Below are 23862 nucleotides of genomic sequence, written 5' to 3' on the forward strand. Positions count from 1 at the left end.
ATGCCCGAACTCCCCGAGGTCGAGGTCGTCCGCCGCGGTCTGGCCGAACACGTGGTCGGCCGCGTCGTCGAATCCGTCGCCGTCAAACACCCCCGTTCCGTGCGTCGCCACCTCATGGGCGGCGACGATCTCGCGGGGCGGCTGGCGGGGCTGCGCGTCGAATCCGCCCAGCGCCGCGGCAAATTCCTGTGGCTGACCTTCGACGACCCGGACACCGCGCTCGTCGTGCATCTGGGCATGAGCGGCCAGATGCTCGTCCAGCCCGCGGACGCGCCGCTCGAGAAGCACGCGCACATCGTCGCGATGCTCGACAGCGGCGCGCAGGTCCGCTTCGTCGATCAGCGCACCTTCGGCGGCTGGGCGCTCAACGACATCGTCGAGGTCGACGGCACCCGCGTGCCCGAATCGGTCGCGCACATCGCCCGCGACCCGATCGATCCGCGCTTCGATCCCGAGGCCGTGGTCGAGCGCATGCGGGCCAAGCACTCCGAGATCAAACGGGTGCTGCTCGACCAGACCGTCGTCTCGGGCATCGGCAACATCTACGCCGACGAGGCGTTGTGGCGGGCCGGAATCCACGGCGAGCGCATCGCCGCCAAGCTCACCCGCCCCGCGCTGCGCGGACTGCTGACCGAGGTGCGCACCGTCATGGGCGAGGCGCTGCTCGCGGGCGGCACCTCCTTCGACGCGCTGTATGTGAATGTGAACGGCCAGTCCGGCTACTTCGAACGCTCCCTGGCCGCCTACGGCCGCGAGGACGAACCCTGCCGACGCTGCGGTGCGCCGATCCGTCGGGAGAAATTCATGAATCGTTCGTCGTTCTCCTGCCCGCGCTGCCAGACGAAGCCCCGCGCGGGGCGCAACTGAAGCGCTACCGTTTTCTTTGCGGGCCGCGACGTGCGGACCGTGAAAGGGAGGACGGATGCGCAAGCTGACCTACTACGTCGCCTCGACGATCGATGGCTTCATCGCCACCGAGGACGGTTCGGTCGACTTCTTCCCGGTCGGGGGTGATCACGGTCCCGCGATCACCGCGCTGTACCCGGAGACCCTGCCCACGAAGGTGCGGGAGTCGCTGGGAGTGGACAAGCCCGGCAGCACCTTCGACACCGTGCTGATGGGCCGCAAGACCCACGACTTCGGTGTCCGGACCGGGACGTCGAGCCCGTACTCGCATCTGCGGCAGCTCGTGGTGTCCACGACACTGCCCGAGAGCCCCGATCCGGACGTCGAGTTGATCGCGTCGGATCCGCTGGACCGGGTGCGAGAACTGAAGCGGGAGAAGGGACTCGGGATCTGGCTGTGCGGCGGCGGGGAACTCGCCCAGGTGCTGCTGCCCGAGATCGATCAGGTGTTCCTGAAGCTGTATCCGATCGTGCTGGGTCACGGCCGGGCGTTGTTCGGTGCGGGCCCGAAACTGCCGGAGCCCACCAGGTTTCGCGTGCTGACCAGTCGCGTGTTCGAGGACGGAGTCGCTTTCGTGAAGTACAGCCGGATTCGCTAGTGTCCCAGGACGTTTCGGGAGCCGATCCGAGGCAGGCCGCGCTGGCCTCCCTCCGGGAGATCGCGTTCTGGATGGAACGCGCCCGCGCGGAGACGCCGCGGGTGCGGGCCTACCGGCGGGCGGCCGATACCGTGGCCGCGCTGTCGGAGGTCGACTTCGATCGGTATCGGCGGGACGGGAACTGGCAGGAGCTGGCCGGGATCGGGCCCAAGACCGCGGCGGTCATCGCGCAGGCCGTCGCGGGGGAGGTGCCCGATCGGCTGGCCGAATTGCGTTCCGGCGCAACGGTTATCGCGCCGACGGGGGCCGAGTTGCGCAAGCGGCTGCGGGGGGACCTGCACACGCACTCGGATTGGTCGGACGGGGGCAGTCCGATCGAGGAGATGATGCGCACGGCGATGGCGCTCGGCCACGAATACTGTGCGCTGACCGATCATTCGCCGCGGTTGACGATCGCGCGGGGGCTCTCGCCGGAGCGGTTGCGCCGTCAGCTCGACGTGGTGGCCGAACTCAACGCCGAGCTCGCGCCGTTCCGGATCCTCACCGGCATCGAGGTCGACATCCTCGACGACGGCGGTCTGGATCAGGAACGCGAACTGCTCGAACGGCTGGATATCGTTGTGGCGAGCGTGCATTCGCATCTGCGCGACGACAGCGAGACGATGACCAAGCGGATGGTCTACGCCGTCGCGAATCCGCTCGTCGACGTGCTGGGCCACTGCACGGGCCGATTGGTCACCGGCGGCCGGGGGACGCGGCCGGAGTCGCAGTTCGACGCCGAGGTGGTGTTCGAGGCGTGCCGCCGGTACGGGACCGCCGTCGAGATCAACAGCCGCCCCGAGCGCCGCGACCCGCCTGGCCGGTTGATGCGGCTCGCGCTCGAGATGGGGTGCTACTTCTCGATCGACACCGACGCCCACGCGCCCGGCCAACTGGACTGGCAGTGGTACGGCTGCGAGCGCGCCCAGGCGAACGAGGTTCCGGCGGAACGGGTCGTCAATACGTGGGGTGTCGAGGAGTTGCTGGCGTTCACGGGGCGGTAGGGCGGACCCGTCAGAGGATCGCGAAGGCGACCACGATCCCGATGCCCAGGTGGGCGGCGGCGACGAGGAGGGACTGGACGGCGTAGGTGGGGGCCTTCAGGAGGCCGCCGATGTCGAGGCCGACGACGCGTTCCAGGATCCGGACCGAGATCACTTGGGCGACAATGCCGATCAGCCCGTAGACGGCCGTGGCGATGAGGCCCTCGAGCAGGCGGCCGGCCGAGGAGTAGATGGCCAGCACCACGATCAGGGCCATGCTGACCATGCCCGCGGCCGCGACGACGACGGCGTTGGGATTGCCCGCGCAGACCATCGACCGCAGCGGGCCCGGGGTGGTGATGTCGATGGCCCAGAATCCGATCAGCATGAGCACGAGCCCGACGACCGCGTACAGGATGATCGCGCCCACGCCGTGGCCGATCGTGCTCCAGTACCCCGATTCGAGCGCAAGGGTGGTGGCCAAGGGGATCCTCCGGTGAGTGATCGATGAGTCAGACGGATGCTACTTGGTCGGTATGCGATGCGGGACGAAGGTCGAACTGTCGTCGGTGATCAATCCCGGCGTCTCCCGGATGCCCATCCCGGCCGACGTGTCGCCGACCATCCACGCCCCGATGACCGGGCGCATTCCGTCGAAATCGGGCAGCGGATCGAGCAACTGGTACACGAAGCCCTCCTCGCCGTACACGCCGCCGGTGGAGGTCTCCATGCCCGCGCCGACGATCGTCATGTTCGCGCCCTCGCGGCCCAGTTTGGGTTTGCGGATGTACTCGGTGAGCTCGTGCGGGTCGTCGATGTAGGCGGGCAACAGGTTCGGATGGCCGGGGTACATCTCCCACAGCACCGCCAGCAGCGCCTTGTTCGACAGCATGGTCTTCCACAGCGGTTCGACCCACACTGTGCTCGGCAGCGAGTCGACCACCCGCTTGCCGAAGTCGTCGTCGAGCACCCACTCCCACGGGTACAGCTTGAACACCGACCGGATGGGTGCGTCGGCGAGGTCGACGAAACGCTCCAATTCGGTGTCCCAGCCGACCTGTTCGATCGGCAGGGCGATCGTGTCGAAACCCGCCTCGGCGGCCGTCTCCTGCATGTAGGCGGTGGTGACGTTGTCCTCGCCGGACGCGTCGGCCGCGGACCAGGTGAAGTGCAGTTCGTTGCCGGGCAGCTGGTCGAGCACCTCTCCCCAGCGTTCGACGAGCTTCTCGTGCAGCGAATTCCATTGGTCGTCACCGGAATACAGGTCGGTCAGCCAGTGCCACTGCACGATCGCCGCCTCCAGCAGCGAGGTCGGGGTGTCGGCGTTGTACTCCAGCAGTTTCGCCGGGCCGCGACCGTCGTAGCGCAGGTCGAAGCGGCCGTAGACGTAGGGATCGGAGCGCTGCCACGACTCCTTGATCGGGCCCCAACTCCATTCGGGCAGACCGAATTCCGCGAACCGCTCGGTCAGCACGACGTGTTCGCACGCCTTCAGGCACATCGAGTGCAGCACCTCGACCTGAGCCTCGAGGCCGAGGATCTCGTCGAGATCGAACTCGTAGTACACCGACTCGTCCCAGTAGGGCCGGGGTTGTCCGTTGGTGTCGACGCCGGGCGAGCCGAACACCAGGCCCTGATCGGCGATGATCTGCTGCCAGCTCGCCCGGGGGCGGGTGCGCACGCGGCGCATCTAGGATCCTCCGCTCTTGGAACCGCCGCTCGTCGTGCCGAGGCCGCCGCGGACGACGGTCCCGCTCTTGGTGGTGACGTGCGCGCCTTTGGGTTCGACGGTGCTGCCGCCGACCGGTGGGCGGCCGACGGTCTGGGTGGGGCCGCCGTAGTAGTAGCGGTACTGGTGGCCGTTGTAGAAGAAGATGCCGGGGCCGAGATACGGTCCGCCGCCGTAATATCCGCCACCGCTGCCGTACGCGGCCTGCGCCTTGACGCAATCGTCGTCGGGCTGCACGGTCTGCTGCCCGTTGTCCTCGGTGATGCAGGTCGCGGTCACGTTCGGCGGGGCGGTGGCCGCGCGGTACGCCAGATACCCGCCGCCGACCAGCGCCGCCACACCCGCGACCGCGCCGCCGCCGATGAGCATCCGCTTGCGCTTGCGCCGCTTCTCCTCGAGCGCCTCCGCCGCCGCGCGCTCGGCCTCCTCGGCCCGCTTGCGCGCCTTCTCCCGCGCCCGCGTCTCGGCGAGCGTCGGCGGCCGCGGCTTGGTCACGCCGGGCTCCTGCCGCTGCATACTGCCGCGCATCCGCCGGGGCTGCTCACCCTGGTCGAAACCGGTGGCGGACAACAGGTCCGGCGGCGTCGCCGGGGGCGGACCCGACGGCTCGGATTCGCCGGAGCCGGGCAACCCCACACTGGCCTGCTGCGCGAACGGATCGGGCGCGCCGGGCATGGGATTCGCCGGGTCCCCCAGGCGGATCGTGGGCGCGTTCCCGGAACTGGGCGTGGCCGGTCCCGTGGGAGTACGCCACCACTCGTCCGAGGTGTCGGCCTCGGCCTGCGTGCCGGGTTCCGGATGGTCGATCCGAGAGGTGGACTCCGTGGCGTCCTTCGCCGCGCCGGACTCGGAAGCCGTTGCGCCCGAAGGGGTTTCGGGTGTGGAGGAGCCGGGGTCCGGGTCGTTCGGCTCGGGGTTGTTGTCGGGACGGTTGCCGGACTTGTCAGTTGCCAACGATCGACTCCCTGTTCCCCGCCGCTACCGTTCCTCGAAGCCGGTGGTACCGCCTTGCGCGGCGCCCCAGTCTTCCACAACCAGATCGACTCGGCCAGGCGTGTTGCCGGACCGCAACAGTCGCAGCAGTGCCTCGCACTTGTCGCGCGGGCCCTCGGCGATCACGTGGACCCGGCCGTCGGCGGTGTTGCGGGCCGATCCGACCAGGCCGAGCTCCAGGGCGCGGGATCGGGTCCACCAGCGGAACCCGACGCCCTGAACCTGGCCGTGCACCCACGCGCTCAACCGGATCGGATCGGCCATCACGCGTCGATCTCGAAATTCAGCGTCACCTTGGTACCGGCCTTCAGGGTCCGGCCCACGGTGCACACCTTGTCGATGGCGCGCTGCACGGTCACCAGCAGCCGTTCGCGCGCGGCCTCGTCGAGCTCGCTCAGATCGAGTTCGAACACCTCGTCCAGCTGCGGGTACACCTCGTTCTCGCGGTCGGCGGCGCCCGAGACGCGGATGGTGGCGTCGTAGTTCTCGCCCAGCCGATTCGACAGCGGGAAGTCCGAACTCATGCCCGAACACGCGGCCAGCGCGATCTTGAGCAGCTCGCCGGGGGTGAACACGCCCTCGACGCTCTCGGAGCCGATGAGCACCTCGGCGCCGCGCGAGCTGCGGCCGGTGTAGCGGCGGGTGCCCGTGCGCTCCACCCACAGGGCGGTCGGCGAGGTGGCGGTCTTTTCTGCCATACGACGATCCTGCCATTGGTTCCGTCCGACCCGCATACCAGTGCCGTGCGGCCCGGCTCACGCCTGGAAGCGGTATCCCATGCCCGCCTCGGTGAGCAGATGCTTCGGCCGCGACGGGTCGTCCTCGAGTTTGCGTCGCAGTTGCGCGAGATACACCCGCAGATAATGGGTTTCGGTCGCGTACGACGGCCCCCAGACCTCGCGCAGCAATTCGCGGCGGCCCACGAGTTTGCCCTGGTTGCGCACCAGCATCTCGAGCACACCCCATTCGGTGGGCGTGAGGTGGACGTCACGGCCGTGCCGGGTCACCTTCTTGGCCGCGAGATCGACCGTGAACGAGGGTGTTTCGACGACCGGGTCCACGCCCTCGCCGACGGTCGTGGCCCGCCGCACCGCGGCCCGCAGCCGGGCCAGCAGTTCGTCCATGCCGAACGGCTTGGTGACGTAGTCGTCGGCGCCCGCGTCGAGGGCCTCCACCTTGTCGCCGGAGTCGGTCCGCGCCGACAGCACGATCACCGGCGCCCGGCTCCAGCCGCGCAGCCCGCCGAGCACCTCGATGCCGTCCATATCGGGCAGGCCCAGATCGAGGACCACGACATCGGGATGTTTCTCCGCGGCCGCGCGCAGCGCCGCGGCGCCGGTGGCCGCGGTGACGACCTCGTAACCGCGCACCGACAGATTGATCCGCAGCGCGCGCAGGATCTGCGGTTCGTCGTCGACCACGAGCACCTTGGTGGGCGCTGGCGCCGGTGTCGTCACCCGTTCTCCTGTTCGTCTCGGTCGGCCGGGAGGTCCAGCACCATGGTCAGGCCGCCGCCCGGGGTCGGCTCGGCGTGCACGGCGCCGCCCATGGCCTCCACGAATCCACGCACCACCGACAGGCCGAGCCCGACGCCGGTGGAGTTGTCGCGATCGCCGAGGCGCTGGAACGGTTCGAACAGCTGATCCTCCAGGCCGGTCGGCACTCCCGGCCCGTAGTCGACGACGGTAATCGACACCCGGTCCCCGGTCCGTTCGGCGGTCACCCGGATGGGCGTGTCGCCCGGCGTGTAGCGCAGGGCGTTATCGATGAGGTTGGCCAGCACCCGTTCCAGCAGACCGCTGTCGGCGCGCACCGAGACGTCGCCGACCTCGACCTTCACCCGGGCCACCGCCGCCCGGCGCGCGCCGCGCGAGCCCATGGTGAGCCCGACGACCGTGCGGCCGACGACCTCGTCGAGGTACACCCGCCGCAGCTGGGGTCGCACCGCACCGGCCGCCAGGCGCGAGGAGTCGAGCAGATTGCCGACCAGTCCGGTGAGCTGATCCACGGATTCCTCGATGGTTTCCAGCAATTCGGCCGTGTCCTCGGGCGAGAACTCGACCTCGTCGCTGCGCAGGCTCGACACCGCCGCCTTGGCCGCGGCGAGTGGAGTGCGCAGATCGTGGCTGACCGCCGACAGCAGCGACCGGCGCAACCGGTCGGCCGCGAGCACCCCGGCCGCGGCCTGGGCCTCCTCGGCGAGTTGCCGCCGCTGCACGAGCCCGGCGGCCTGTTTGGCGACCGCGCCGAGCACCATGCGGTCGGTGGGGGTGAGCGGCCGCCCGCTGAGCAGCAGGCGGTGGCTGTCGTCGCCCGCGTCGATCACGGTGTCCGCCTGCGGGATTCGCGTCGGCGGGCGCTCACCCGCCCCGGCGAGCATCCGCTCGTCGTCGATGAGGCTCGCGGCCCGCTGGCCGAAGGTCTCCCGGGCGCGTTCGAGCAGATCCTCCAGTTCCGCGCCGTGCAGCACGGCCCCGGCGAACAGGGCCAGCAGCTCGGCCTGCCGCGACGCCTGCCGGGCCTCGCGGGCGCGCGCGGCGGAGATGTCGACCAGCGCGGCCACCGCGACCGCGACCATGGCCATCACCACGATCGTGAGCGAGTTGTTCAGCTCGGCGATGGTGAGGCTGTGCCGCGGCGAGACGAAGAACCAATTCAGCAGCAGCCCACCGAGAATCGCCGACAACGCCGCGGGCGCGACACCGCCCAGCAGCGACACCCCGATCACCCCGATGAAGTACAGCGCGCTCTCCCCGTCGAGGTTGAGCCGCCCGTCCAACCAGACCGCGCAGACCACGGTGATCAGCGACGGCACCAGCAGCGCCATCGACCACGAGGCCACCTTGTGTTCGCGCGGCGTCGGCGACCACCGCATCGGCCGGCGGGCCTCCTCGTGGGTGACCATGTGCACGTCGATCGTGCCCGAGCGCTGCACGACGGTCGACCCGATGCCCTCGTCGAGGATCCGCGCCCAGCGCGAGCGCCGGGACGTGCCGACCACGAGCTGGGTGGCATTGACCTGCCGCGCGAAATCCAGCAGCGCGGTCGGCACATCCTCGCTGGTGATGGTGTGCAGTTCGGCGTCGAGTCCGGCGGCCAGATCGCGCAGCCGCTCGAGCCGTTGCGGCGAGACGCCCGCCAGGCCGTCGCCGCGCACCACGTGCACGACGACGAGATCCGCGCTGGACTTGGTGGCGATGCGGCTGGCGCGGCGCACGATCGTCTCCGACTCCCGCCCGCCGGTCACCGCCACCACGACGCGCTCGCGGGCCTCCCAGGTGTCGGTGATCCGATGGTCGGAGCGGTAGCGGGCCAGCGCCGCGTCGACCTGATCGGCCAGCCACAGCAGCGCCAATTCCCGTAGCGCCGTGAGGTTTCCGGGTCGGAAGTAGTTGCGCAGGGCGGCGTCGACCCGGTCGGCGGCGTAGACGTTGCCGTGGGACATCCTGCGCCGCAACGCCTCCGGGGTGATGTCGACCAGCTCGACCTGATCGGCGCCGCGAACCACCCAGTCGGGCACGGTTTCTCGCTGCGTGACGCCGGTGATGCGCTCGACGACGTCGTTGAGGCTCTCCAGATGCTGCACATTGACCGTGGAGATCACGTCGATGCCCGCGTCGAGGATCTCGTGGATGTCCTGCCAGCGCTTCTCGTGCCCGGATCCAGGGACGTTGGTGTGGGCGAGTTCGTCGACGAGCACGACCGCCGGGTGGCGGCGCAGCACGGCCTCGACGTCGAGTTCGGGCAGGGTGGCGCCGCGATAGGTGAGCTGCCGGGGCGGGATCCGCTCGATGCCCTCGAGCAGTTCGGCGGTCTTGGCTCGGCCGTGCGTCTCCACGATCGCGGCCACCACGTCGCGGCCGCGTTCGAGGCGGCGATGCGCCTCGGCCAGCATGGCGTAGGTCTTGCCCACGCCCGGGGCGGCGCCGAGATAGATGCGCAGTTGGCCGCGTTTCACCCGTCCATCATGGCTTTTCTCCGCGCGTATCCCGCGCATTGCGGCGTAAGCGATGCGTCAAGGCGCGGGGCGGGGGCGCTAAGAAGCCGTCAAGGGCGCTCGTTGCGGGGTTGCGCGGCGCTGTACTCACTGCGGTCGTGTTCGTAGAGAGGTTCCGTCATGTCTGTCGTGGTGTTCACGCTGGTGACCGTGGGGGTCTTCGCCCTGCTCGGTCTGATTCAGCGGGGAGTGGAACGGCTGTGACCGCGAATGTGGTCGGCCTGGTGCTGGCCGTGGGTGTCGCCGTGTTCCTGGTGGCGGCGTTGGTCTTTCCGGAGAGGTTCTAGTGTCCACGACAACCGCGGGGATCGTCTTCGTCGGATCCCTGGTCATCGCGCTCGCCCTGGTGCATATCCCGTTGGGCGACTACATGTTTCGCGTGTACACGAGTGAGCGGCACTCGCGGGCGGAACGACTGATCTATCGCGGTATCGGGGTGCGTCCCGGCGTCGAGCAGAGCTGGGCGGTGTACGCGCGCAGTGTGCTGGCGTTCTCGGCGATCGGGGTGCTGTTCCTGTTCTTCCTGCAACTGGCGCAGGGCAGGCTGCCGCTGCATCTCGTGGATCCCGGCACGCCGATGACGGCGGATCTGGCCTGGAACACCGCGATCAGCTTCGTCACCAACACCAACTGGCAGAACTACGCGGGCGAGTCCACGCTGGGACACCTCGTGCAGATGGCCGGGCTGGCGGTGCAGAACTTCGTCTCCGCCGCGGTCGGTATGGCCGTGGCGATCGCGCTCGTGCGCGGGTTCGCGCGGACGCGGACCGGGGATCTGGGCAACTTCTGGGTGGATCTGGTGCGGGGCACCCTGCGGATCCTGCTGCCGATCGCGTTCGTGTTCGCGATCGTGCTCGTCGCCGGGGGCGTGGTCCAGAACTTCCACCTGTTCGACCGGAGCGCGAATACCGTTGCGGGCGCGGCACAATCGCTGCCGGGCGGTCCGGTCGCGAGCCAGGAGGTCATCAAGGAGCTGGGCACCAACGGCGGCGGCTTCTTCAATGTGAACTCCGCGCACCCGTTCGAGAATCCGACCGCGTGGACGAACTGGGTGGAGATCTTCCTGCTGCTGGTGATCAGCTTCTCCCTGCCGCGCACGTTCGGGCGGATGGTCGGTTCATCCAAGCAGGGCTACGCCATCGCGTCGGTGATGGCGATCCTGGCCCTGCTCAGCGTGACGCTGACGAACCTCTTCCAGCTGCGGCACCACGGGACGGTGCCGACCGCGGTCGGGGCGGCGATGGAGGGCGTGGAAACCCGCTTCGGCGTGTCGAATTCGGCGACCTTCGCGGCCGCGACCACGCTCACCTCGACGGGGGCGGTGGATTCGGCGCACGACTCCTACACCAGCCTCGGCGGGCTGTGGCCGCTGTTCAATATGCAGCTGGGGGAGGTCGCGCCCGGCGGCACCGGATCGGGCCTGTACGGCATGCTGATCCTCGCGGTGATCACCGTGTTCGTGGCCGGACTCATGGTCGGGCGGACTCCCGAGTATCTGGGGAAGAAGATCACCCCGCGCGAGATCAAGCTCGCCGCAACGTATTTCCTCGTCACACCGCTGATCGTGCTGACCGGGACCGCCGTCGCCATGGCCCTGCCGGGGGAACGCGCGGCGATGGCCAACGGCGGGCCGCACGGCCTGACCGAGGTGTTGTACGCGTTCACCTCCGCGGCCAACAACAACGGGTCGGCGTTCGCGGGCCTGAGCGGGAACACGGTGTGGTGGAACACCGCGCTCGGACTGGCGATGGTGTTCGGGCGTTTCGTGCCCATCGTGTTCGTGCTCGCCCTCGCCGGTTCGCTCGCCCGCCAGGGCCGCACCCCGGCGTCGATCGGGACGCTGCCCACGCATCGGCCGCAGTTCGTCGGCATGGTCGTCGGCGTCACGATCATCCTGGTCGCCCTGACCTTCCTGCCCGCGCTCGCGCTCGGGCCGCTCGCCGAAGGAATCCACGCATGATCGCCATGCTGATCCGGTCCCTGCCCGACGCGCTGCGCAAGCTCGATCCGCGCACGCTGTGGCGCAATCCCGTCATGCTGATCGTGGAGATCGGCGCGGTCTGGGCGACGATCCTGGCGATCGCCGAGCCGAGTTTCTTCGCGTGGGCGATCGTCGGATGGCTGTGGCTCACCGTGCTTTTCGCCAATCTCGCCGAGGCCGTCGCCGAGGGGCGCGGCAAGGCGCAGGCCGACTCGCTGCGCAGGGCCAAGACCGACACGATCGCCCGGCGGCTGGTGGGATGGTCCCCGGGCGCGGAGCGGGTGCGCGAGGAACAGGTGCCCGCGCCGGAACTGCGGCGGGGTGACCATGTCGTGGTCGAGGCCGGGCAGGTCGTTCCCGGGGACGGCGATGTGGTGGAAGGCATTGCGTCGGTGGACGAATCGGCCATCACCGGCGAGTCCGCGCCGGTGATCCGCGAATCCGGCGGCGACCGTTGCGCGGTCACCGGCGGCACCACGGTGCTGTCGGACCGGATCGTCGTGGAGATCACCCAGGAGCCGGGCGGATCGTTCATCGACAAGATGATCGCGCTGGTGGAGGGCGCGGCGCGGCAGAAGACGCCGAACGAGATCGCGCTGAACATCCTGCTGGCGGCGTTGACGATCATCTTCGTGTTCGCGGTGGCGACCCTGCAACCGTTGGCGATCTTCGCCCGATCGAACAACCCGGGTGTCGCCGACGGGCTCGCCCTGAACGCGCACGGCGTGACCGGGATCGTGCTGGTCTCGCTGCTGGTGTGCCTGATCCCGACCACGATCGGGGCGCTGCTGTCGGCCATCGGCATCGCGGGCATGGACCGGCTGGTGCGGCGCAATGTGCTGGCCATGTCCGGGCGCGCGGTCGAGGCGGCCGGGGACGTGAACACACTGCTGCTGGACAAGACCGGCACCATCACCCTCGGGAACCGGCAGGCCGCGGAGTTCGTGCCCGTGCCCGGCGTCGCCGCCGACGAATTGGCCGACGCCGCACAGCTTTCCAGTCTCGCCGACGAGACGCCCGAGGGTCGCTCGATCGTCGTCCACGCGAAGACCGCCCACCACAAGCGGGAACGCACGCCCGGTGAACTGGTCGGCGCGACGTGGGTGGCGTTCACCGCCCAGACCCGCATGTCGGGGGTGGATCTGCGCGACGGCCATCGGCTGCGCAAGGGCGCGGCCGGTGCGGTCACGGAATGGGTTCGCGCCCAGGGGGGTTCGGTGCCGCCGGAGCTCGGCGCGACCGTCGACGACATCTCCGCCTCGGGCGGTACGCCGCTGGTGGTCGGGGAGATCGTGGACGAGAAGGCCCGGGTGCTCGGCGTCGTCCATCTGAAAGACGTTGTGAAACAAGGGATGCGGGAGCGGTTCGACGAGATGCGGCGCATGGGCATCCGGACGGTCATGATCACCGGGGACAATCCGTTGACCGCCAAGGCGATCGCGGACGAGGCGGGTGTGGACGACTTCCTCGCCGAGGCCACGCCCGAGGACAAGCTGGCGCTCATCAAGCGGGAGCAGGAGGGCGGGCGGCTGGTCGCCATGACCGGTGACGGCACCAATGACGCGCCCGCGCTCGCGCAGGCCGACGTCGGTGTCGCGATGAACACCGGGACCTCGGCGGCGAAGGAGGCCGGGAACATGGTCGATCTGGATTCGGATCCGACCAAATTGATCGAGATCGTGGAGATCGGCAAGCAGTTGTTGATCACCCGCGGCGCGTTGACCACCTTCTCCATCGCCAACGATGTCGCCAAGTACTTCGCGATCATTCCCGCGCTGTTCGTGGTGTTGTTCCCCGGCCTGGACGTGCTCAACGTCATGCGCCTGCACAGTCCGCAGTCGGCGATCCTGTCCGCGGTGGTGTTCAACGCCCTGGTCATCGTCGCGCTGATCCCGCTCGCGCTGCGCGGGGTCGGCTATCGCCCGGCGAGCGCGTCCGCGCTGCTGTCCCGCAATCTCGCGATCTACGGTGTCGGCGGCCTCATCGCCCCGTTCATCGGGATCAAGCTCATCGACCTCGTCGTCCGATTCCTCCCCGGGATGTCCTGATGCACCTGTCCACCTGGATCCGCCAGCACCTGGCCGCCCTGCGCGCGCTGCTCCTGCTCACCGTGATCACCGGAATCGCTTATCCTCTGGCCGTTTTCGCGGTCGCGCAGCTGCCGGGCCTGCACGACAAGGCCGAGGGATCGGTGCTCGCGCGGCACGGCGAGGTGGTCGGCTCGCGCCTGCTCGGGCAGAGCTTCACCGACGGCAACGGCAACGCCCTGGTCCAGTACTTCCAGTCCCGCCCGTCCGCCTCCGGCAAGGGCGACGGCTACGACCCCACCGCGACCAGCTTCGGCAACCTCGGCCCCGAGAGCATCGTCGACACCCTCGACCCCGACCCGTCGAAGACGAAACAGTCTCTGCTGACCCAGATCTGCGCCCGCAGCAAGACCATCGGCGACCGCGAGGGCGTCTCCGGCGCCCGCCCGTTCTGCACCCCCGGCGGCGTCGGCGCGGTCCTGTCGGTCCTCGGCCCCCGCGACGCCCATGGCGAGGTCACCCACCCCACCGAGGTGGTCAGCGTGAACGAACCCTGCCCCGCCACCCCGTTTCTCACCACGTACCTGAAGACCAGGGTCGTCTGCGCGACCCCCGGCGCCGACTACTCCACCGGCCAACTCGTCCCCATCAAGGGCGACGCCCCCACCGCCACCCCCGTCCCCCCCGACGCCGTCACCACCTCCGCCTCCGGCCTCGACCCCGACATCTCCCCGACCTACGCCACCCTCCAGATCCCCCGAATCGCCAAGTCCCGCAACATCACCGAGGACCAACTCCGGGCCCTGGTCGCGACCCACACCTCCGGCCGCGACCTAGGCTTCCTCGGCGAACCCCGCGTCAACGTCCTCGAATTGAACCTGGACCTGGACGAGCGGTTCCCGTACGGGAGGTGACTCAGGCCGTGACCTCGTTCAATTTGCCGGTGGCCACGTCGAAGACGAAGCCGCGTAGGGAGGTCGTGTTGGTGATGAAGGGGCTGGCTTGGACGCGGTGGAGGGATTGGCGGACGTCCTCGTCGAGGTCGGGGAAGGATTCGGGGGACCAGGTGGGTTTGAGGCCGGTTTCGTCTTGGAGGGTGCGTTTGAAGTCGTCGTCGGTGAAGGTGAGCATGCCGCAGTCGGTGTGGTGGATGAGGATGATCTCGGTGGTGCCGAGCAGGCGTTGGCTGATCGCGAGGGAACGGATCTCGTCGTCGGTGACGACGCCGCCCGCGTTGCGGATGACGTGGGCCTCGCCCTCCTTCAGGCCGAGGATGCGGTAGACGTCGAGGCGGGCGTCCATGCAGGCGAGGACGGCGACGTGTCGGCTCGGGGGGAGGGGGAGGGGGCCTTTGAATTGGGCGGCGTATTCGGCGTTGTTGGACAGGTATTCGTCGGTCACCGTCATGATCGCGCCTTCGGGTCGGGGGTGCGGACATTCACATGTACGCATAGACGGTGACCCCCGTCGTCCCCCGACGCGAGGCTTTCGCGCAGGGTGAGGCCAATCCTGGCGAGTCTCAGACCCGCTCGTCGAGTACCCGGTGGAGGGTGCGGGCAAAGGCCGCGGGTTGGCCGGGGTAGCCGGATTCGCCGTCGGCGAATCCGCCGTGGTGGCTGGGGAAGACGACGGGCCGCAGGTCGAGCAGGGCCGCGGTGGCGACGGTCGTGCGGGCGGTCAGGGTGTCGCCGGTCTCCTCGCCCACCGCGAAGACGATGCGGGTGGGCGCCGCGGTCAGGGCGGGGATATCGGGCTCGTAATCGGTTACCGCCCAGGAGGATTCGGACAGCAGCGGATCGTCGCGGGAACCGTCGTCCTCGGACGGCAGCCCGAACTGGGCGGGATCGATCGGGCGGTCGAAGAACTCCTCGGTGAACTCGCCCTGCCACATCGTGGAGGCCAGGAACACCGCCATCCCCGCCCCGGAACCCTTGGCGCGGTAGGCGTCCCGGGTCTGCTCGCGAATCCGCAGAGCGAGATCGGCGTCGGGGAGGGTCCGGATGAGCGGGGGCTCGTGCGCGACCAGGGTCAGCACGTCGTCGGGGTGGGCGGCCACCAAGGCCAGCCCGGTGATCGCGCCGCCGCTGCTGGCGAAGATCTCCACCGGGCCCACGCCGAGTTCCCGGATCAGCGCGTGCAGATCCGCCGCCTGCGTCGTCGGCGAATTGTCGGTCCGGCCGTCGGTACGGACGCTGCGCCCGAGCCCGCGGGGATCGTAGGTGACCACCGTGCGCTCGGGAAAATGGGCGGCCAGCGCGCGGAAACCGCTGGCGGCCATGGGTTGTCCGATCATGAGCAGCGGCGGCCGCCCGTCGCCGGGCGGCAGCGGGCCGTGCACGTCGTAGACGAGATCGACCTCGGGAAGGTGCAGGGTGTACGTCGTCACAGGTATGCCGACGCCACCCGGCACCGAAACTCATCGCTACTGCGCGGCCGCCTGCCGCTTGGGCAGCTTCCAGCCCGGACGCGGGTAGTGGCAGGTGTAGCCGTCGGGGTAGCGCAGCAGGTAGTCCTGATGCTCCGGCTCGGCCTCCCAGAACTCCGCGGCGGGGGTCACTTCGGTGACGACCTTGCCGGGCCACAGGCCGGAGGCGTCGACGTCGGCGATGGTGTCGAGGGCCACCCGCTTCTGCTCCTCGTCGAGGTAGAAGATGGCCGAACGGTAGCTGCTGCCGATGTCGTTGCCCTGGCGATCCTTGGTGGTGGGATCGTGGATCTGGAAGAAGAACTCCAGCAGGGCGCGGTAGTCGGTCCGCTCGGGGTCGTAGACGATCTCCACCGCCTCGGCGTGGCCGGGATGGTTGCGGTAGGTGGGATGGTCGTTCCGGCCGCCGGTGTAGCCGACCCGGGTGGAGACCACGCCGGGCTGCTTGCGGATCAGATCCTGCACGCCCCAGAAACATCCGCCGGCCAGAATCGCCTTTCGCGTGTCGCTCACGCGTCCTCCTTCACGAAGAGAGTCCGGTACTGCCCGTAGCCCTCCGCCTCGAGGTCGTCGAGGGGGATGAACCGCAGCGCCGCCGAATTGATGCAGTAACGCAGGCCGCCCGCCTCGCGGGGGCCGTCGGGGAAGACGTGGCCGAGATGGCTGTCACCGTGCGCGGACCGCACCTCGGTGCGGATCATGAGGTGACTGAAGTCCTTCTTCTCCCGCACATTGCCGTCATCGATCGGCTTGGTGAAACTCGGCCAGCCGGTGCCGCTGTCGAACTTGTCGACCGAGGCGAACAGCGGCTCGCCGGAGACCACGTCGACGTAGATGCCCGGCTCGTGGTTGTCCCAGTACTCGCCGGTGAACGGCCGCTCGGTGCCGTTCTTCTGGGTGACGTGGTACTGCTCGGGCGAAAGCGCGGCCACGGCCGCGGGATTGCGGTTGTATTCCTGTGCCATATGACCTCCTCATATCGACACCCGGTACAACCCGCGCCCCGGTGCGGAAAGTTCCGCCCGGTGGCGGCGTCACACTTCGGTCACATCTGGCGCGTCATCGCACACGATACGCCGCGCCGATAGTTTCCCCTACCCCATACCACCCGTCTCCCGAAAATCGCTCTGCGTCAAGGGTTCCCGCCCCCGCGCCTCGACCCGCCGGATCAGCTCGTGTACGCGCGGATCGCGGGCGAGGCGGCTGTCGAGCACCACATTGACCGCCCCGCGCAACAGGGCGTAGGGCTGCCAGCCCGCCGGGGAGATGGTCCGGGCCGCGCGCCGCTCGATGCCGTCGGCCACGACCCTCGCCGCGTGCTCGGCGCTGATCCGCACGTTCAACGGCCACGGCAGCATGGTCGCCAGGATCCGGCCGAGGGGATCGCGATCGAGGGTGTCGTGGGTCATCTCGGTGTCCACCAACCCGAAGTAGGCGACGCCCGCGCTCGCGCCGACCGCCGCCAGCTCCACCCGCAGCGCCCGCCCGAGCTGTTCCACCGCCGCCTTGGTGATCATGTACGGCGATCCGGCCATGCCGGGAGCGAAGGCCGCGCACGAGGAGACGACCACCACGTGCCCGCCCGCGGCCACGATGGGGTCGAGCGCGGGACGCACGGTATTGAACACCCCGGTGAGATTCACCGCGACCACGCGATCGAACGCCCGCCCGGCCATCGTGCGCAGCGTGGCCGGTTCGGGCGCGATGCCCGCGTTGGCGATCACCACGTCCAACCGCCCGAACTCCGCGACCACCCGGTCCACCGCGTCCGCCATCGCCGCCCGGTCGGTGACATCCGCGCCGACGGCCAGCGCGCGCGGGCCCAGCCCGGCCGCCGCCGCGGCCGCGGCGCTCTCGTCGATGTCGACCGCCGCGATCCGCGCGCCGCGCCGGTGCAGCTCCCGCGCCAGGCGCAGGCCGATGCCCCGGCCCGCGCCGGTGATCAGCGCCACCCGATCGCGGACGGGGAAGGACGGTGCGCTCATCGGGTCACCTCGTAGGATCGCGCGTCGAATCGGCGTGTGCGCCTGCGGTATTCGAAGCTCCAGTTGGGATACAGCCCGGCGTTGCGGCCGTCGGGCGTGGTGTAGTAGCTCTCGCAGCCGCCGGTGAGCCACACCGTCGAGGAACTGCGCTCGGCCATCTCCGCCAGGAACCGCTCCTGCACCGCCGGGCGCACCTCCACCCGCCGGGAACCGTTGCGGCGCACCGTCTTCAGCGCGTCCACGATGTAGGTGATCTGCGATTCGATCATGAAGACGGCGGACTGGTTCCCCGCCGCGCCGAACGGGCCCAGCGTCATGAAGAAGTTGGGGAACCCCGCGAGCGCCACGCCCAGATAGCTCTGCGGCTCTTGGTCGTACAGTTCCGCCACCGAGGTGCCCGCGCGCCCGGTGATGCGGTCGTAGGCGCTCGGGATCGGGGTGAAGCCGGTGGCGTAGACGATGGTGTCCACCGCGCGCTCGGCGCCGTCGCGCAGCACGATCGAATGCGGCCGGATCTCGGCGATGCCGGTGGTGACCACCTCGACATTGGGCCGGGTCAGCGCGGGCAGGTAGGCGTCGGAGAAGATGGCCCGCTTGCAGCCGATCACGTAATCGGGGGTGAGCGTGCGCCGCAGCCGCGGATCGGCGACCTGCCGCCGCAACTGGAACCTCGCCAGCGGCTCGTAGAGGTGCCGGAACCGCTGATCCACCAACGAGATCAGCCCGAACCCCTCGATCGCCGCGTACCAGCTGCCGCGAATCGCCTTCCGCGCCAACGGAAGCCGACTCAGCAGCTGCCGTTCCAGCGCGAGCGTGGGCCGGTCCAGACGCGGCACGATCCACGGCGCCGACCGCTGGAACAGCAACAGCTCTTTCACCAGGGGTTGGATCTCCGGCACGAACTGCACGGCCGAGGCGCCGGTGCCGATCACCGCGACCCGCTCCCCGCGCAGATCGTGGGCATGATCCCAGTGCAGCGAGTGGAAACTCGTCCCGGCGAAGGTGTCGGCGCCCGCGATGCGCGGATACTTCGCCTCGGCGAACACGCCGGTCGCCGAGATCAGGAAGTCGGCGGTGAGCCGCCCGCCCGTGGTGTCGATATCCCACACCGCGCGGTCGTCGTCCCAGCGGGCGTCGAGCAGTTCGGTGCGGAACCGGATGTGTTGCGGCACATCGTGTTCGGCGGCGACCGACCGCAGATACTCCAGGATCTCGCGCTGCTGTCCGTAGACGCGCGACCAGTGCGGATTCGGTGCGAACGAGTAGCTGTAGAGCTGGGAGGGCACATCGCAGGCGCAGCCCGGGTAGGTGTTGGCCCGCCAGGTGCCGCCCAGGTCGTCGGCGCGTTCGAGGACGAGCACGTCGTCGAAACCGGCCTCGCGCAGCTTGATCGTCAGGCCGATGCCGCCGAATCCGGCGCCGATCACCACGATGTGCCGGTGCTCGGGGGTGGGTGTCACGGGCGATCCTTTCGCCGATCAGAGGTCGAGTACGAGATGGTCGCCCGCCGCCCGCGAGACGCACACCAGCATCTGTTCGTCGCGATCGATCCCGGCGTGGTCGCGGTGGTCCACCGCGCCGGACAGCACCCGCACCCGGCAGGTGCCGCAGAACCCTTGGCGGCAGGAGTAATCCACATCCGGCAGTTCGCGGCGCAGCGCGGCCAGGGCCGTCTCCTCGGCGCCCACCCGGATCCGGCGGCCGGTGCGCGCGAGGGTCAGCTCGAAGGCGCGGCCGTCGACGACCGGGGCGGGGGAGAAGCGTTCGGTGTGCAGCGATCCGGTCGGATTCAGCTCGAACAGGTGCCGCCGCGCGGCGGCCAGCATCGGCGGCGGACCGCAGACATACACGGCCGCACCGGGTTTCGCCGCCGCGAGGATCGCGGCGACGTCGGGGACGCCGCACTCGTCGTCGGGCCGCACCTCGGCGCTCGGCAGTTCGTCCAGGAACGGCATGGTCTCGCGGGAACGTCCGGTGTACACCAGCCGCCCGCGCGCACCCGCGGCCCGCACCATCGGCAGGATCGCGGTGATGCCGATGCCCCCGGCGAGGAACAGATACGACGGCGCCTCGACGAGGGTGAACGCGTTGCGCGGACCGCGAATTCGCAGCGCCGACCCGGCGCGCAGTCGGTCGTGGATCTCCAGCGAGCCGCCGTCGCCGTTCGCGATGCGCCGCACCGCGATTCGATACCGGTACCGGTCGCGCGGATCGCCGCACAGCGAGTATTGCCGCTGCCGACCCGAGGGCAGGAAGACGTCCAGATGCGCCCCCGGCCGCCAGCTCGGCAGCGTGCCGCCGTCGGCCGCGCGCACTGTCAGGCTCACCACGTCGACCGCCTCGCGGGTGACCGTCTCGACCACCACGTCCCGGTCGAAACCGGTGCGCCGCAACGGTTTCGGCGGCGACAGCAGCGGCGCGGCCCGGGCCGCGGTGACCACCGAGCGGTACAGGCCCAGCGCGGCCGCGACCATGCGCAACCCCGGCGGGGGCGTCGTGTCCATCACCGGTCCGCGGCGCGCGCGGCGGGGGAGTGCGCGAGGTAGCGCAGCGCGGTGTCCATCGGACCCAGCTGCGAGGGATGGAAGCCGGGCCGCAGATACCGCGGCACCTCGGTGAGGAACACCGTCCACTTGGGGATCACACCGCGGCGCGTCGCGTCGAGGAACTGCCAGCCCCAGAACCGGCCCTTGGTCGGCGACGGATCCTTGCGATACAGATAGGCCGCCGAGAACACGAACAGCGGCAACAGCGTGCCCGCGGCGAGCACCGCCGTGCGGGCCTTGCGCAGATAGCCCCCGTCGAGATACATGTAGGCGTCGTAGACCACGCTGCGGTGCTCCACTTCCTCCGCGCCGTGCCATCGGACCAGATCCAGCATGGCGGGGTGCATCCCCTTGTCCTCGAGCACCTCCGCGTTGAGCAGCCACTCCCCGAGCACGGCCGTGAAATGCTCCATGCCCGCGAACAGGCCGAGCCGCTCCTTGAGCCACTCCTCGCGGGCGCGCCCGGCCAGGCCGTGGTCTCCGAGGAACCGGTCGACCAGCCAGGCGATGCCCTGCACATAGGAGTCGACGTCCAGGCCCAGGGCCTGCAGATGCCTGCGCGCGGCCTCGTGACTGTTCGCGTGCGTCGACTCCTGCCCGATGAATCCGCGCACCTCCTCGCGCAGCCGTTCGTCGCCGATGTGCGGCAGCGCCTCGGCGAGCGCCCGGGCCATCGCGCGCTCGCCCTCGGGCAGCACCAGATGCATCACGTTCACGATGTGGGTGGCCAGCACCTCGCCCGGGATGTAGTGCAGCGGAACCGAGTCGAAGTCGAAGCGGACGTCCCGGGCGGTGATGGCGTGCGCCTCGTCGCGATAGTGATGCGTCGTCGCATCAGCCGTATCAGCCATGCCTCGACCGTACAATGCAACAAACCTCCTCGCAATGTTGCGCAACAATTCGATATAAACGTTGCACAAAGGCGTCCGGCTGCTAGTTTGAGTGGGTGACGACCGCGTCGAAGACCCCAGCATCGCGCGCGGACATCGCCGACGAGGTCGAGGAGCGCATCCTGGACGCGGCGCTGTCCCGATTCCAAGAGGTCGGCGTGAAGAAGACGACCATCGAGGACGTCGCCCGCCACGCCGGGGTCGATCGCGTGACGGTCTATCGCCGCCTGGGCTCGCGCGACGATCTCGTGGCCGCCGTCGTCCGGCGCGAGGTCGGGGCCGTGCTCGCCGAGATCGCGGGCATCCCCGAGCGCCACGACACCCTCGACGGACTGGTGGCCGACATCTTCGTCACCGTCGTAACCCGTTGGCGCGCACACCCTCTCGTGCGCCGCATGCTCGACATCGAGCCGGAACGGGTGATCATGAACCTGACCGTCGCGGGCGCGAACGTCTTCGCCATGAGCGTCGCCACCGCCGCCGCGGCCCTGGAACAGGCCGTCGACCGCGGGCTACTGGCCCCCGTGCCCGACCTGACCGGGCGCTGCGAGGTCATCTGCCGCGTGGTGCACTCGCTGATCCTGACCCCGCAAGGTGCGCTGGATCTGGCGACCGAGGAGCGGCTGGCCGACTTCGCCCGCCGCTACCTCGTGCCGATCGTCGTCGCGCCCTAACGCAGGGCGCTGCCCGCCTGCCATTCGGCCCACGGGATGGTCCAGTCGCCGTTGTTCCAGGACTGCTGCGGCGGGCCGGTGGTGCCGTGGATCTCGACCACGTCACCGGGCATCGACCAGTCGAAGAACCATTTGGCGTTCTCGCCGTTGAGGTTCAGGCAGCCGTGCGAGGTGTTGGAGCTGCCCTGCGCCCAGACCGTCGAATCGAGCTGATGCAGGTAGATGCCGTCGCCGCTGATGCGGGTGGCCCAGTTGATGGCCTCCTTGTAGCCCAGCCGGTCGTTGACCGGCAGGCCGTAGGTGGAGGAGTCCATGATGACCGGGTTGCCCTTGTCCATCACGGTGTAGACGCCCGCGGGGGTGTTGAAGTAGATCGTCTTGTTGCCGATCTGCTCGCTGCCCCCGCGGCCCATCGAGGTGGGCATCGTGCGGATGAGCTTGCCGTCCTCGAAGACCTGCACCTGATGGGTGCTGTCGTCGGCGATCGCCACATGTGACGGGCCGATCTTGAACGTGGTCTTCGTATCCTCCTGGCCGTAGAGGCCGTTGCCGAGTTCGGCGCCGTAGATGTTGGCCTGCACGGTCACCTTGGTGTTCGACGGCCAGTACTTCTCCGGCCGCCAGTGCGCGTTGCGGTCGTCCATCCAGTACCAGGAGCCCTGCACCGGCGGATCGGTGGTGACCGTGAGCCGCTTCTCGGCCGCGGCCCGGTCGGGGATGTCCTCGTCGAAGTGCGCGACGATCACCGTGCCCACGCCGTAGGTGCCGCCCTCGGCCAGCGTCTGGCCGCCCGTGGTGGTGAGGTACAGCTTGGTCTGGTTGCTGGGGGTGATGGTGGCGAAGGACGCCTTGAACGGTCCGGTCGGCCCGGTGATGGACAGGCCCTTCGCGTCGACGGTGTAGGTGTGGTCGTAGCCCAGCGGGCCGCTCGGCTTCCACGCGGTGCGGTCGGGGGTGAGAATGCCCTCCACCGGCTTGCCCTGTTCGTTGACCATGCTGACGTCGGTCAGGATGCCGTCGGAGGCGCTCACCTCGATCTTGCCCAGCGGATCGACGTTCTTGCTGCCGTTCCCGGGCGTCACCGCGATGACGGGAGTCGCCGGGCCCGGCGTCGCGGGCCCCGGTTTCGACACGGTCCCCGACGAGGACGAGCACGCGGCCGACAACATCACCAGGGCACAAGCCACGGCGATACCGAATCGGCAGCGCCGACCTGACATGGTTTTCTCCTGCGAAATCGCCCGACTGTCTCCGACGGGACAGTCTACGCAGCGCCTGCGACCGGCCGCACATCCGCGGGTGTTGCCGCGGGTTTACGCGGGATGGGCGGTGGGTACCCAGCAAACCGTCGTGTGTCGGTGGCGAGGTGGTTGAGTGATGGGCGCGAACCTGATGATCGTGGAGGACGACGACCGGGTCCGCACCGCCCTGCGGCTGGCCATGGAGGACGAGGGATACGACGTCGCCGAGGCCGAGGAGGCCGAGGACGCGCTCGAGCATCTGCGCGACAACGGCGCCCCCGATGTGATGATCGTCGATCTCATGCTCGGCGATATGGACGGCTTCAGCTGTATCCGCGAGATCCGCCGCGACCACGACGTGCCGATCATCGTGGTCAGCGCCCGCGACGACACCCACGACGTGGTGGCCGCGCTGGAGGCGGGGGCCGACGACTTCGTCACCAAACCGTTCGAGATCAAGGAGATCACCGCGCGGATGCGCGCCCTGCGCCGCCGCGCCCAGCAGTTCGCCGAGCCGCCCGCCCCGCAGGAGGTCGTGCTCGACGCGGATCCCGAAGCGCCGCTGCTGCTTTCGCCGGAGGCGGGCACCGTGCGCCGGGGCGACGAGGAACTGCATCTGACGCTCACCGAGTTCCGGCTGCTGTGCGAACTCGCCGAGACGCCCGGCCGGGTGCTCTCCCGCAGCGTGCTGCTGGAACGGGTCTGGGACCGTGGCTTCTTCGGCGACGAACGGATCGTGGATGTGCACGTGCGCCGGTTGCGCACCAAGGTCGAGCGCGATCCCTCCGAACCCGCCCTCGTGGTGACCGTGCGCGGGCTGGGGTATCGGCTGGACGTCCGGCGGTGAG

25 protein-coding genes are annotated in these 23862 nt (G+C 69.4%); 9 read left to right on the top strand and 16 right to left on the bottom strand.

The features are described from left to right. Genes mutM through ACFYTQ_RS00695 form a run of 3 tightly spaced genes read left to right on the top strand, consistent with a single transcriptional unit; the run spans position 1 to position 2547 of the window. Entirely contained in the window at positions 1-867 is an 867-nt protein-coding gene (gene mutM / locus ACFYTQ_RS00685) for a bifunctional DNA-formamidopyrimidine glycosylase/DNA-(apurinic or apyrimidinic site) lyase (protein WP_387355864.1), read from the top strand. A gap of 55 nt (positions 868-922) precedes the next feature. Next, positions 923-1504, top strand: a complete 582-nt coding sequence (locus ACFYTQ_RS00690; protein ID WP_387355866.1) for a dihydrofolate reductase family protein — start codon at positions 923-925, stop codon at positions 1502-1504. Then, entirely contained in the window at positions 1504-2547 is a 1044-nt protein-coding gene (locus tag ACFYTQ_RS00695; protein ID WP_387355867.1) for a PHP domain-containing protein, read from the top strand. Before ACFYTQ_RS00690 ends, ACFYTQ_RS00695 begins: the two co-directional genes overlap by 1 nt. 10 nt (positions 2548-2557) lie before the next feature. Here the strand turns inward: ACFYTQ_RS00695 and ACFYTQ_RS00700 are convergent, their stop codons facing one another. The 7 genes from ACFYTQ_RS00700 to ACFYTQ_RS00730 are packed head-to-tail and all read right to left on the bottom strand — an operon-like array spanning position 2558 to position 9206. Beyond that, positions 2558-3010 carry a DUF350 domain-containing protein gene (locus ACFYTQ_RS00700; RefSeq protein WP_387355868.1) on the bottom strand — a complete coding sequence of 151 codons (453 nt, stop codon included), beginning with the start codon at positions 3008-3010 and terminating at the stop codon, positions 2558-2560. 39 nt (positions 3011-3049) lie between these two features. Next, positions 3050-4216: a glutathionylspermidine synthase family protein gene (locus ACFYTQ_RS00705; protein ID WP_387355869.1), complete on the bottom strand. Its 1167-nt coding sequence runs from the start codon at positions 4214-4216 to the stop codon at positions 3050-3052. Continuing rightward, positions 4217-5209, bottom strand: coding sequence for a hypothetical protein (locus ACFYTQ_RS00710; RefSeq protein ID WP_387355870.1), 993 nt, complete (start codon positions 5207-5209; stop codon positions 4217-4219). A gap of 24 nt (positions 5210-5233) precedes the next feature. Further along, positions 5234-5512, bottom strand: a complete 279-nt coding sequence (locus ACFYTQ_RS00715) for an acylphosphatase (RefSeq protein ID WP_387355871.1) — start codon at positions 5510-5512, stop codon at positions 5234-5236. Beyond that, a complete protein-coding gene (locus ACFYTQ_RS00720) occupies positions 5512-5946 on the bottom strand; it encodes an OsmC family protein (protein ID WP_387355872.1) in 435 nt (144 codons plus the stop codon). Before ACFYTQ_RS00720 ends, ACFYTQ_RS00715 begins: the two co-directional genes overlap by 1 nt. Before the next feature lie 57 nt (positions 5947-6003). Beyond that, positions 6004-6705 carry a response regulator gene (locus tag ACFYTQ_RS00725; protein WP_387355874.1) on the bottom strand — a complete coding sequence of 234 codons (702 nt, stop codon included), beginning with the start codon at positions 6703-6705 and terminating at the stop codon, positions 6004-6006. Next, on the bottom strand, positions 6702-9206 hold the full coding sequence (locus tag ACFYTQ_RS00730; protein ID WP_387355876.1) for an ATP-binding protein: 2505 nt from the start codon (positions 9204-9206) through the stop codon (positions 6702-6704). The genes ACFYTQ_RS00725 and ACFYTQ_RS00730 overlap by 4 nt, the downstream gene beginning before the upstream one ends. Before the next feature lie 251 nt (positions 9207-9457). On the opposite strand from ACFYTQ_RS00730, the gene kdpF reads away from it, so the two are divergent. Genes kdpF through ACFYTQ_RS00750 form a run of 4 tightly spaced genes read left to right on the top strand, consistent with a single transcriptional unit; the run spans position 9458 to position 14167 of the window. After that, on the top strand, positions 9458-9532 hold the full coding sequence (kdpF, locus tag ACFYTQ_RS00735) for a K(+)-transporting ATPase subunit F (RefSeq protein ID WP_387356952.1): 75 nt from the start codon (positions 9458-9460) through the stop codon (positions 9530-9532). Next, positions 9532-11205: a potassium-transporting ATPase subunit KdpA gene (gene kdpA, locus ACFYTQ_RS00740; RefSeq protein ID WP_387355878.1), complete on the top strand. Its 1674-nt coding sequence runs from the start codon at positions 9532-9534 to the stop codon at positions 11203-11205. Before kdpF ends, kdpA begins: the two co-directional genes overlap by 1 nt. Further along, on the top strand, positions 11202-13274 hold the full coding sequence (kdpB, locus tag ACFYTQ_RS00745; protein ID WP_387355880.1) for a potassium-transporting ATPase subunit KdpB: 2073 nt from the start codon (positions 11202-11204) through the stop codon (positions 13272-13274). The genes kdpA and kdpB overlap by 4 nt, the downstream gene beginning before the upstream one ends. Beyond that, the gene (locus ACFYTQ_RS00750; RefSeq protein WP_387355882.1) at positions 13274-14167 is read left to right on the top strand and encodes a potassium-transporting ATPase subunit C; all 894 of its coding nucleotides are present in this window, start codon (positions 13274-13276) and stop codon (positions 14165-14167) included. Before kdpB ends, ACFYTQ_RS00750 begins: the two co-directional genes overlap by 1 nt. Position 14168: 1 nt before the next feature. Here ACFYTQ_RS00750 and ACFYTQ_RS00755 read toward each other — a convergent pair whose 3' ends face one another. The 8 genes from ACFYTQ_RS00755 to ACFYTQ_RS00790 all read right to left on the bottom strand — a co-directional run bounded on the left by ACFYTQ_RS00755 (position 14169) and on the right by ACFYTQ_RS00790 (position 21060). Then, positions 14169-14660, bottom strand: coding sequence for a beta-class carbonic anhydrase (locus ACFYTQ_RS00755; RefSeq protein ID WP_387355884.1), 492 nt, complete (start codon positions 14658-14660; stop codon positions 14169-14171). Positions 14661-14772: 112 nt separating this feature from the next. Next, entirely contained in the window at positions 14773-15639 is an 867-nt protein-coding gene (locus ACFYTQ_RS00760) for an alpha/beta fold hydrolase (protein WP_387355886.1), read from the bottom strand. A gap of 36 nt (positions 15640-15675) precedes the next feature. Continuing rightward, the gene (gene msrA / locus ACFYTQ_RS00765; protein WP_387355888.1) at positions 15676-16191 is read right to left on the bottom strand and encodes a peptide-methionine (S)-S-oxide reductase MsrA; all 516 of its coding nucleotides are present in this window, start codon (positions 16189-16191) and stop codon (positions 15676-15678) included. Then, positions 16188-16643: a peptide-methionine (R)-S-oxide reductase MsrB gene (gene msrB, locus ACFYTQ_RS00770; protein ID WP_387355889.1), complete on the bottom strand. Its 456-nt coding sequence runs from the start codon at positions 16641-16643 to the stop codon at positions 16188-16190. Before msrB ends, msrA begins: the two co-directional genes overlap by 4 nt. 129 nt (positions 16644-16772) lie before the next feature. Then, entirely contained in the window at positions 16773-17663 is an 891-nt protein-coding gene (locus ACFYTQ_RS00775; RefSeq protein ID WP_387355891.1) for a short-chain dehydrogenase/reductase, read from the bottom strand. Further along, positions 17660-19123, bottom strand: a complete 1464-nt coding sequence (locus ACFYTQ_RS00780; RefSeq protein ID WP_387355892.1) for a flavin-containing monooxygenase — start codon at positions 19121-19123, stop codon at positions 17660-17662. Before ACFYTQ_RS00780 ends, ACFYTQ_RS00775 begins: the two co-directional genes overlap by 4 nt. Before the next feature lie 18 nt (positions 19124-19141). Further along, entirely contained in the window at positions 19142-20167 is a 1026-nt protein-coding gene (locus tag ACFYTQ_RS00785) for a PDR/VanB family oxidoreductase (protein ID WP_387355893.1), read from the bottom strand. Beyond that, positions 20167-21060, bottom strand: a complete 894-nt coding sequence (locus ACFYTQ_RS00790; RefSeq protein WP_387355895.1) for a metal-dependent hydrolase — start codon at positions 21058-21060, stop codon at positions 20167-20169. Before ACFYTQ_RS00790 ends, ACFYTQ_RS00785 begins: the two co-directional genes overlap by 1 nt. Before the next feature lie 95 nt (positions 21061-21155). Here ACFYTQ_RS00790 and ACFYTQ_RS00795 point away from each other — a divergent pair, with 95 nt between their 5' ends. Further along, complete coding sequence (locus ACFYTQ_RS00795) at positions 21156-21773, top strand: TetR/AcrR family transcriptional regulator (protein ID WP_387355896.1); 618 nt, start codon at positions 21156-21158, stop codon at positions 21771-21773. Here ACFYTQ_RS00795 and ACFYTQ_RS00800 read toward each other — a convergent pair. Beyond that, positions 21770-22993, bottom strand: coding sequence for an Ig-like domain-containing protein (locus ACFYTQ_RS00800; RefSeq protein WP_387355898.1), 1224 nt, complete (start codon positions 22991-22993; stop codon positions 21770-21772). The genes ACFYTQ_RS00795 and ACFYTQ_RS00800 overlap by 4 nt on opposite strands. 157 nt (positions 22994-23150) lie before the next feature. Between ACFYTQ_RS00800 and ACFYTQ_RS00805 the strand changes: the two genes are divergently transcribed. Then, a complete protein-coding gene (locus tag ACFYTQ_RS00805; RefSeq protein WP_387355899.1) occupies positions 23151-23861 on the top strand; it encodes a response regulator transcription factor in 711 nt (236 codons plus the stop codon). Position 23862: the final 1 nt, after the last annotated feature.

The organism is Nocardia sp. NPDC004068, from assembly GCF_042874315.1.
Taxonomy (GTDB): domain Bacteria; phylum Actinomycetota; class Actinomycetes; order Mycobacteriales; family Mycobacteriaceae; genus Nocardia.

Excerpts from the sequence above, each read along its gene's own strand:
- ACFYTQ_RS00790 (WP_387355895.1), bottom strand. The coding sequence starts at position 21,060 with ATGGCTGATACGGCTGATGCGACGACGCATCACTATCGCGACGAGGCG.
- ACFYTQ_RS00775 (WP_387355891.1), bottom strand. The coding sequence starts at position 17,663 with ATGAGCGCACCGTCCTTCCCCGTCCGCGATCGGGTGGCGCTGATCACC.
- ACFYTQ_RS00800 (WP_387355898.1), bottom strand. The coding sequence starts at position 22,993 with ATGTCAGGTCGGCGCTGCCGATTCGGTATCGCCGTGGCTTGTGCCCTG.
- ACFYTQ_RS00755 (WP_387355884.1), bottom strand. The coding sequence starts at position 14,660 with ATGACGGTGACCGACGAATACCTGTCCAACAACGCCGAATACGCCGCC.
- msrB (WP_387355889.1), bottom strand. The coding sequence starts at position 16,643 with ATGGCACAGGAATACAACCGCAATCCCGCGGCCGTGGCCGCGCTTTCG.
- kdpB (WP_387355880.1), top strand. The coding sequence starts at position 11,202 with ATGATCGCCATGCTGATCCGGTCCCTGCCCGACGCGCTGCGCAAGCTC.
- ACFYTQ_RS00705 (WP_387355869.1), bottom strand. The coding sequence starts at position 4,216 with ATGCGCCGCGTGCGCACCCGCCCCCGGGCGAGCTGGCAGCAGATCATC.
- ACFYTQ_RS00715 (WP_387355871.1), bottom strand. The coding sequence starts at position 5,512 with ATGGCCGATCCGATCCGGTTGAGCGCGTGGGTGCACGGCCAGGTTCAG.
- ACFYTQ_RS00785 (WP_387355893.1), bottom strand. The coding sequence starts at position 20,167 with ATGGACACGACGCCCCCGCCGGGGTTGCGCATGGTCGCGGCCGCGCTG.
- ACFYTQ_RS00805 (WP_387355899.1), top strand. The coding sequence starts at position 23,151 with ATGGGCGCGAACCTGATGATCGTGGAGGACGACGACCGGGTCCGCACC.
- ACFYTQ_RS00750 (WP_387355882.1), top strand. The coding sequence starts at position 13,274 with ATGCACCTGTCCACCTGGATCCGCCAGCACCTGGCCGCCCTGCGCGCG.
- ACFYTQ_RS00720 (WP_387355872.1), bottom strand. The coding sequence starts at position 5,946 with ATGGCAGAAAAGACCGCCACCTCGCCGACCGCCCTGTGGGTGGAGCGC.
- mutM (WP_387355864.1), top strand. The coding sequence starts at position 1 with ATGCCCGAACTCCCCGAGGTCGAGGTCGTCCGCCGCGGTCTGGCCGAA.
- ACFYTQ_RS00690 (WP_387355866.1), top strand. The coding sequence starts at position 923 with ATGCGCAAGCTGACCTACTACGTCGCCTCGACGATCGATGGCTTCATC.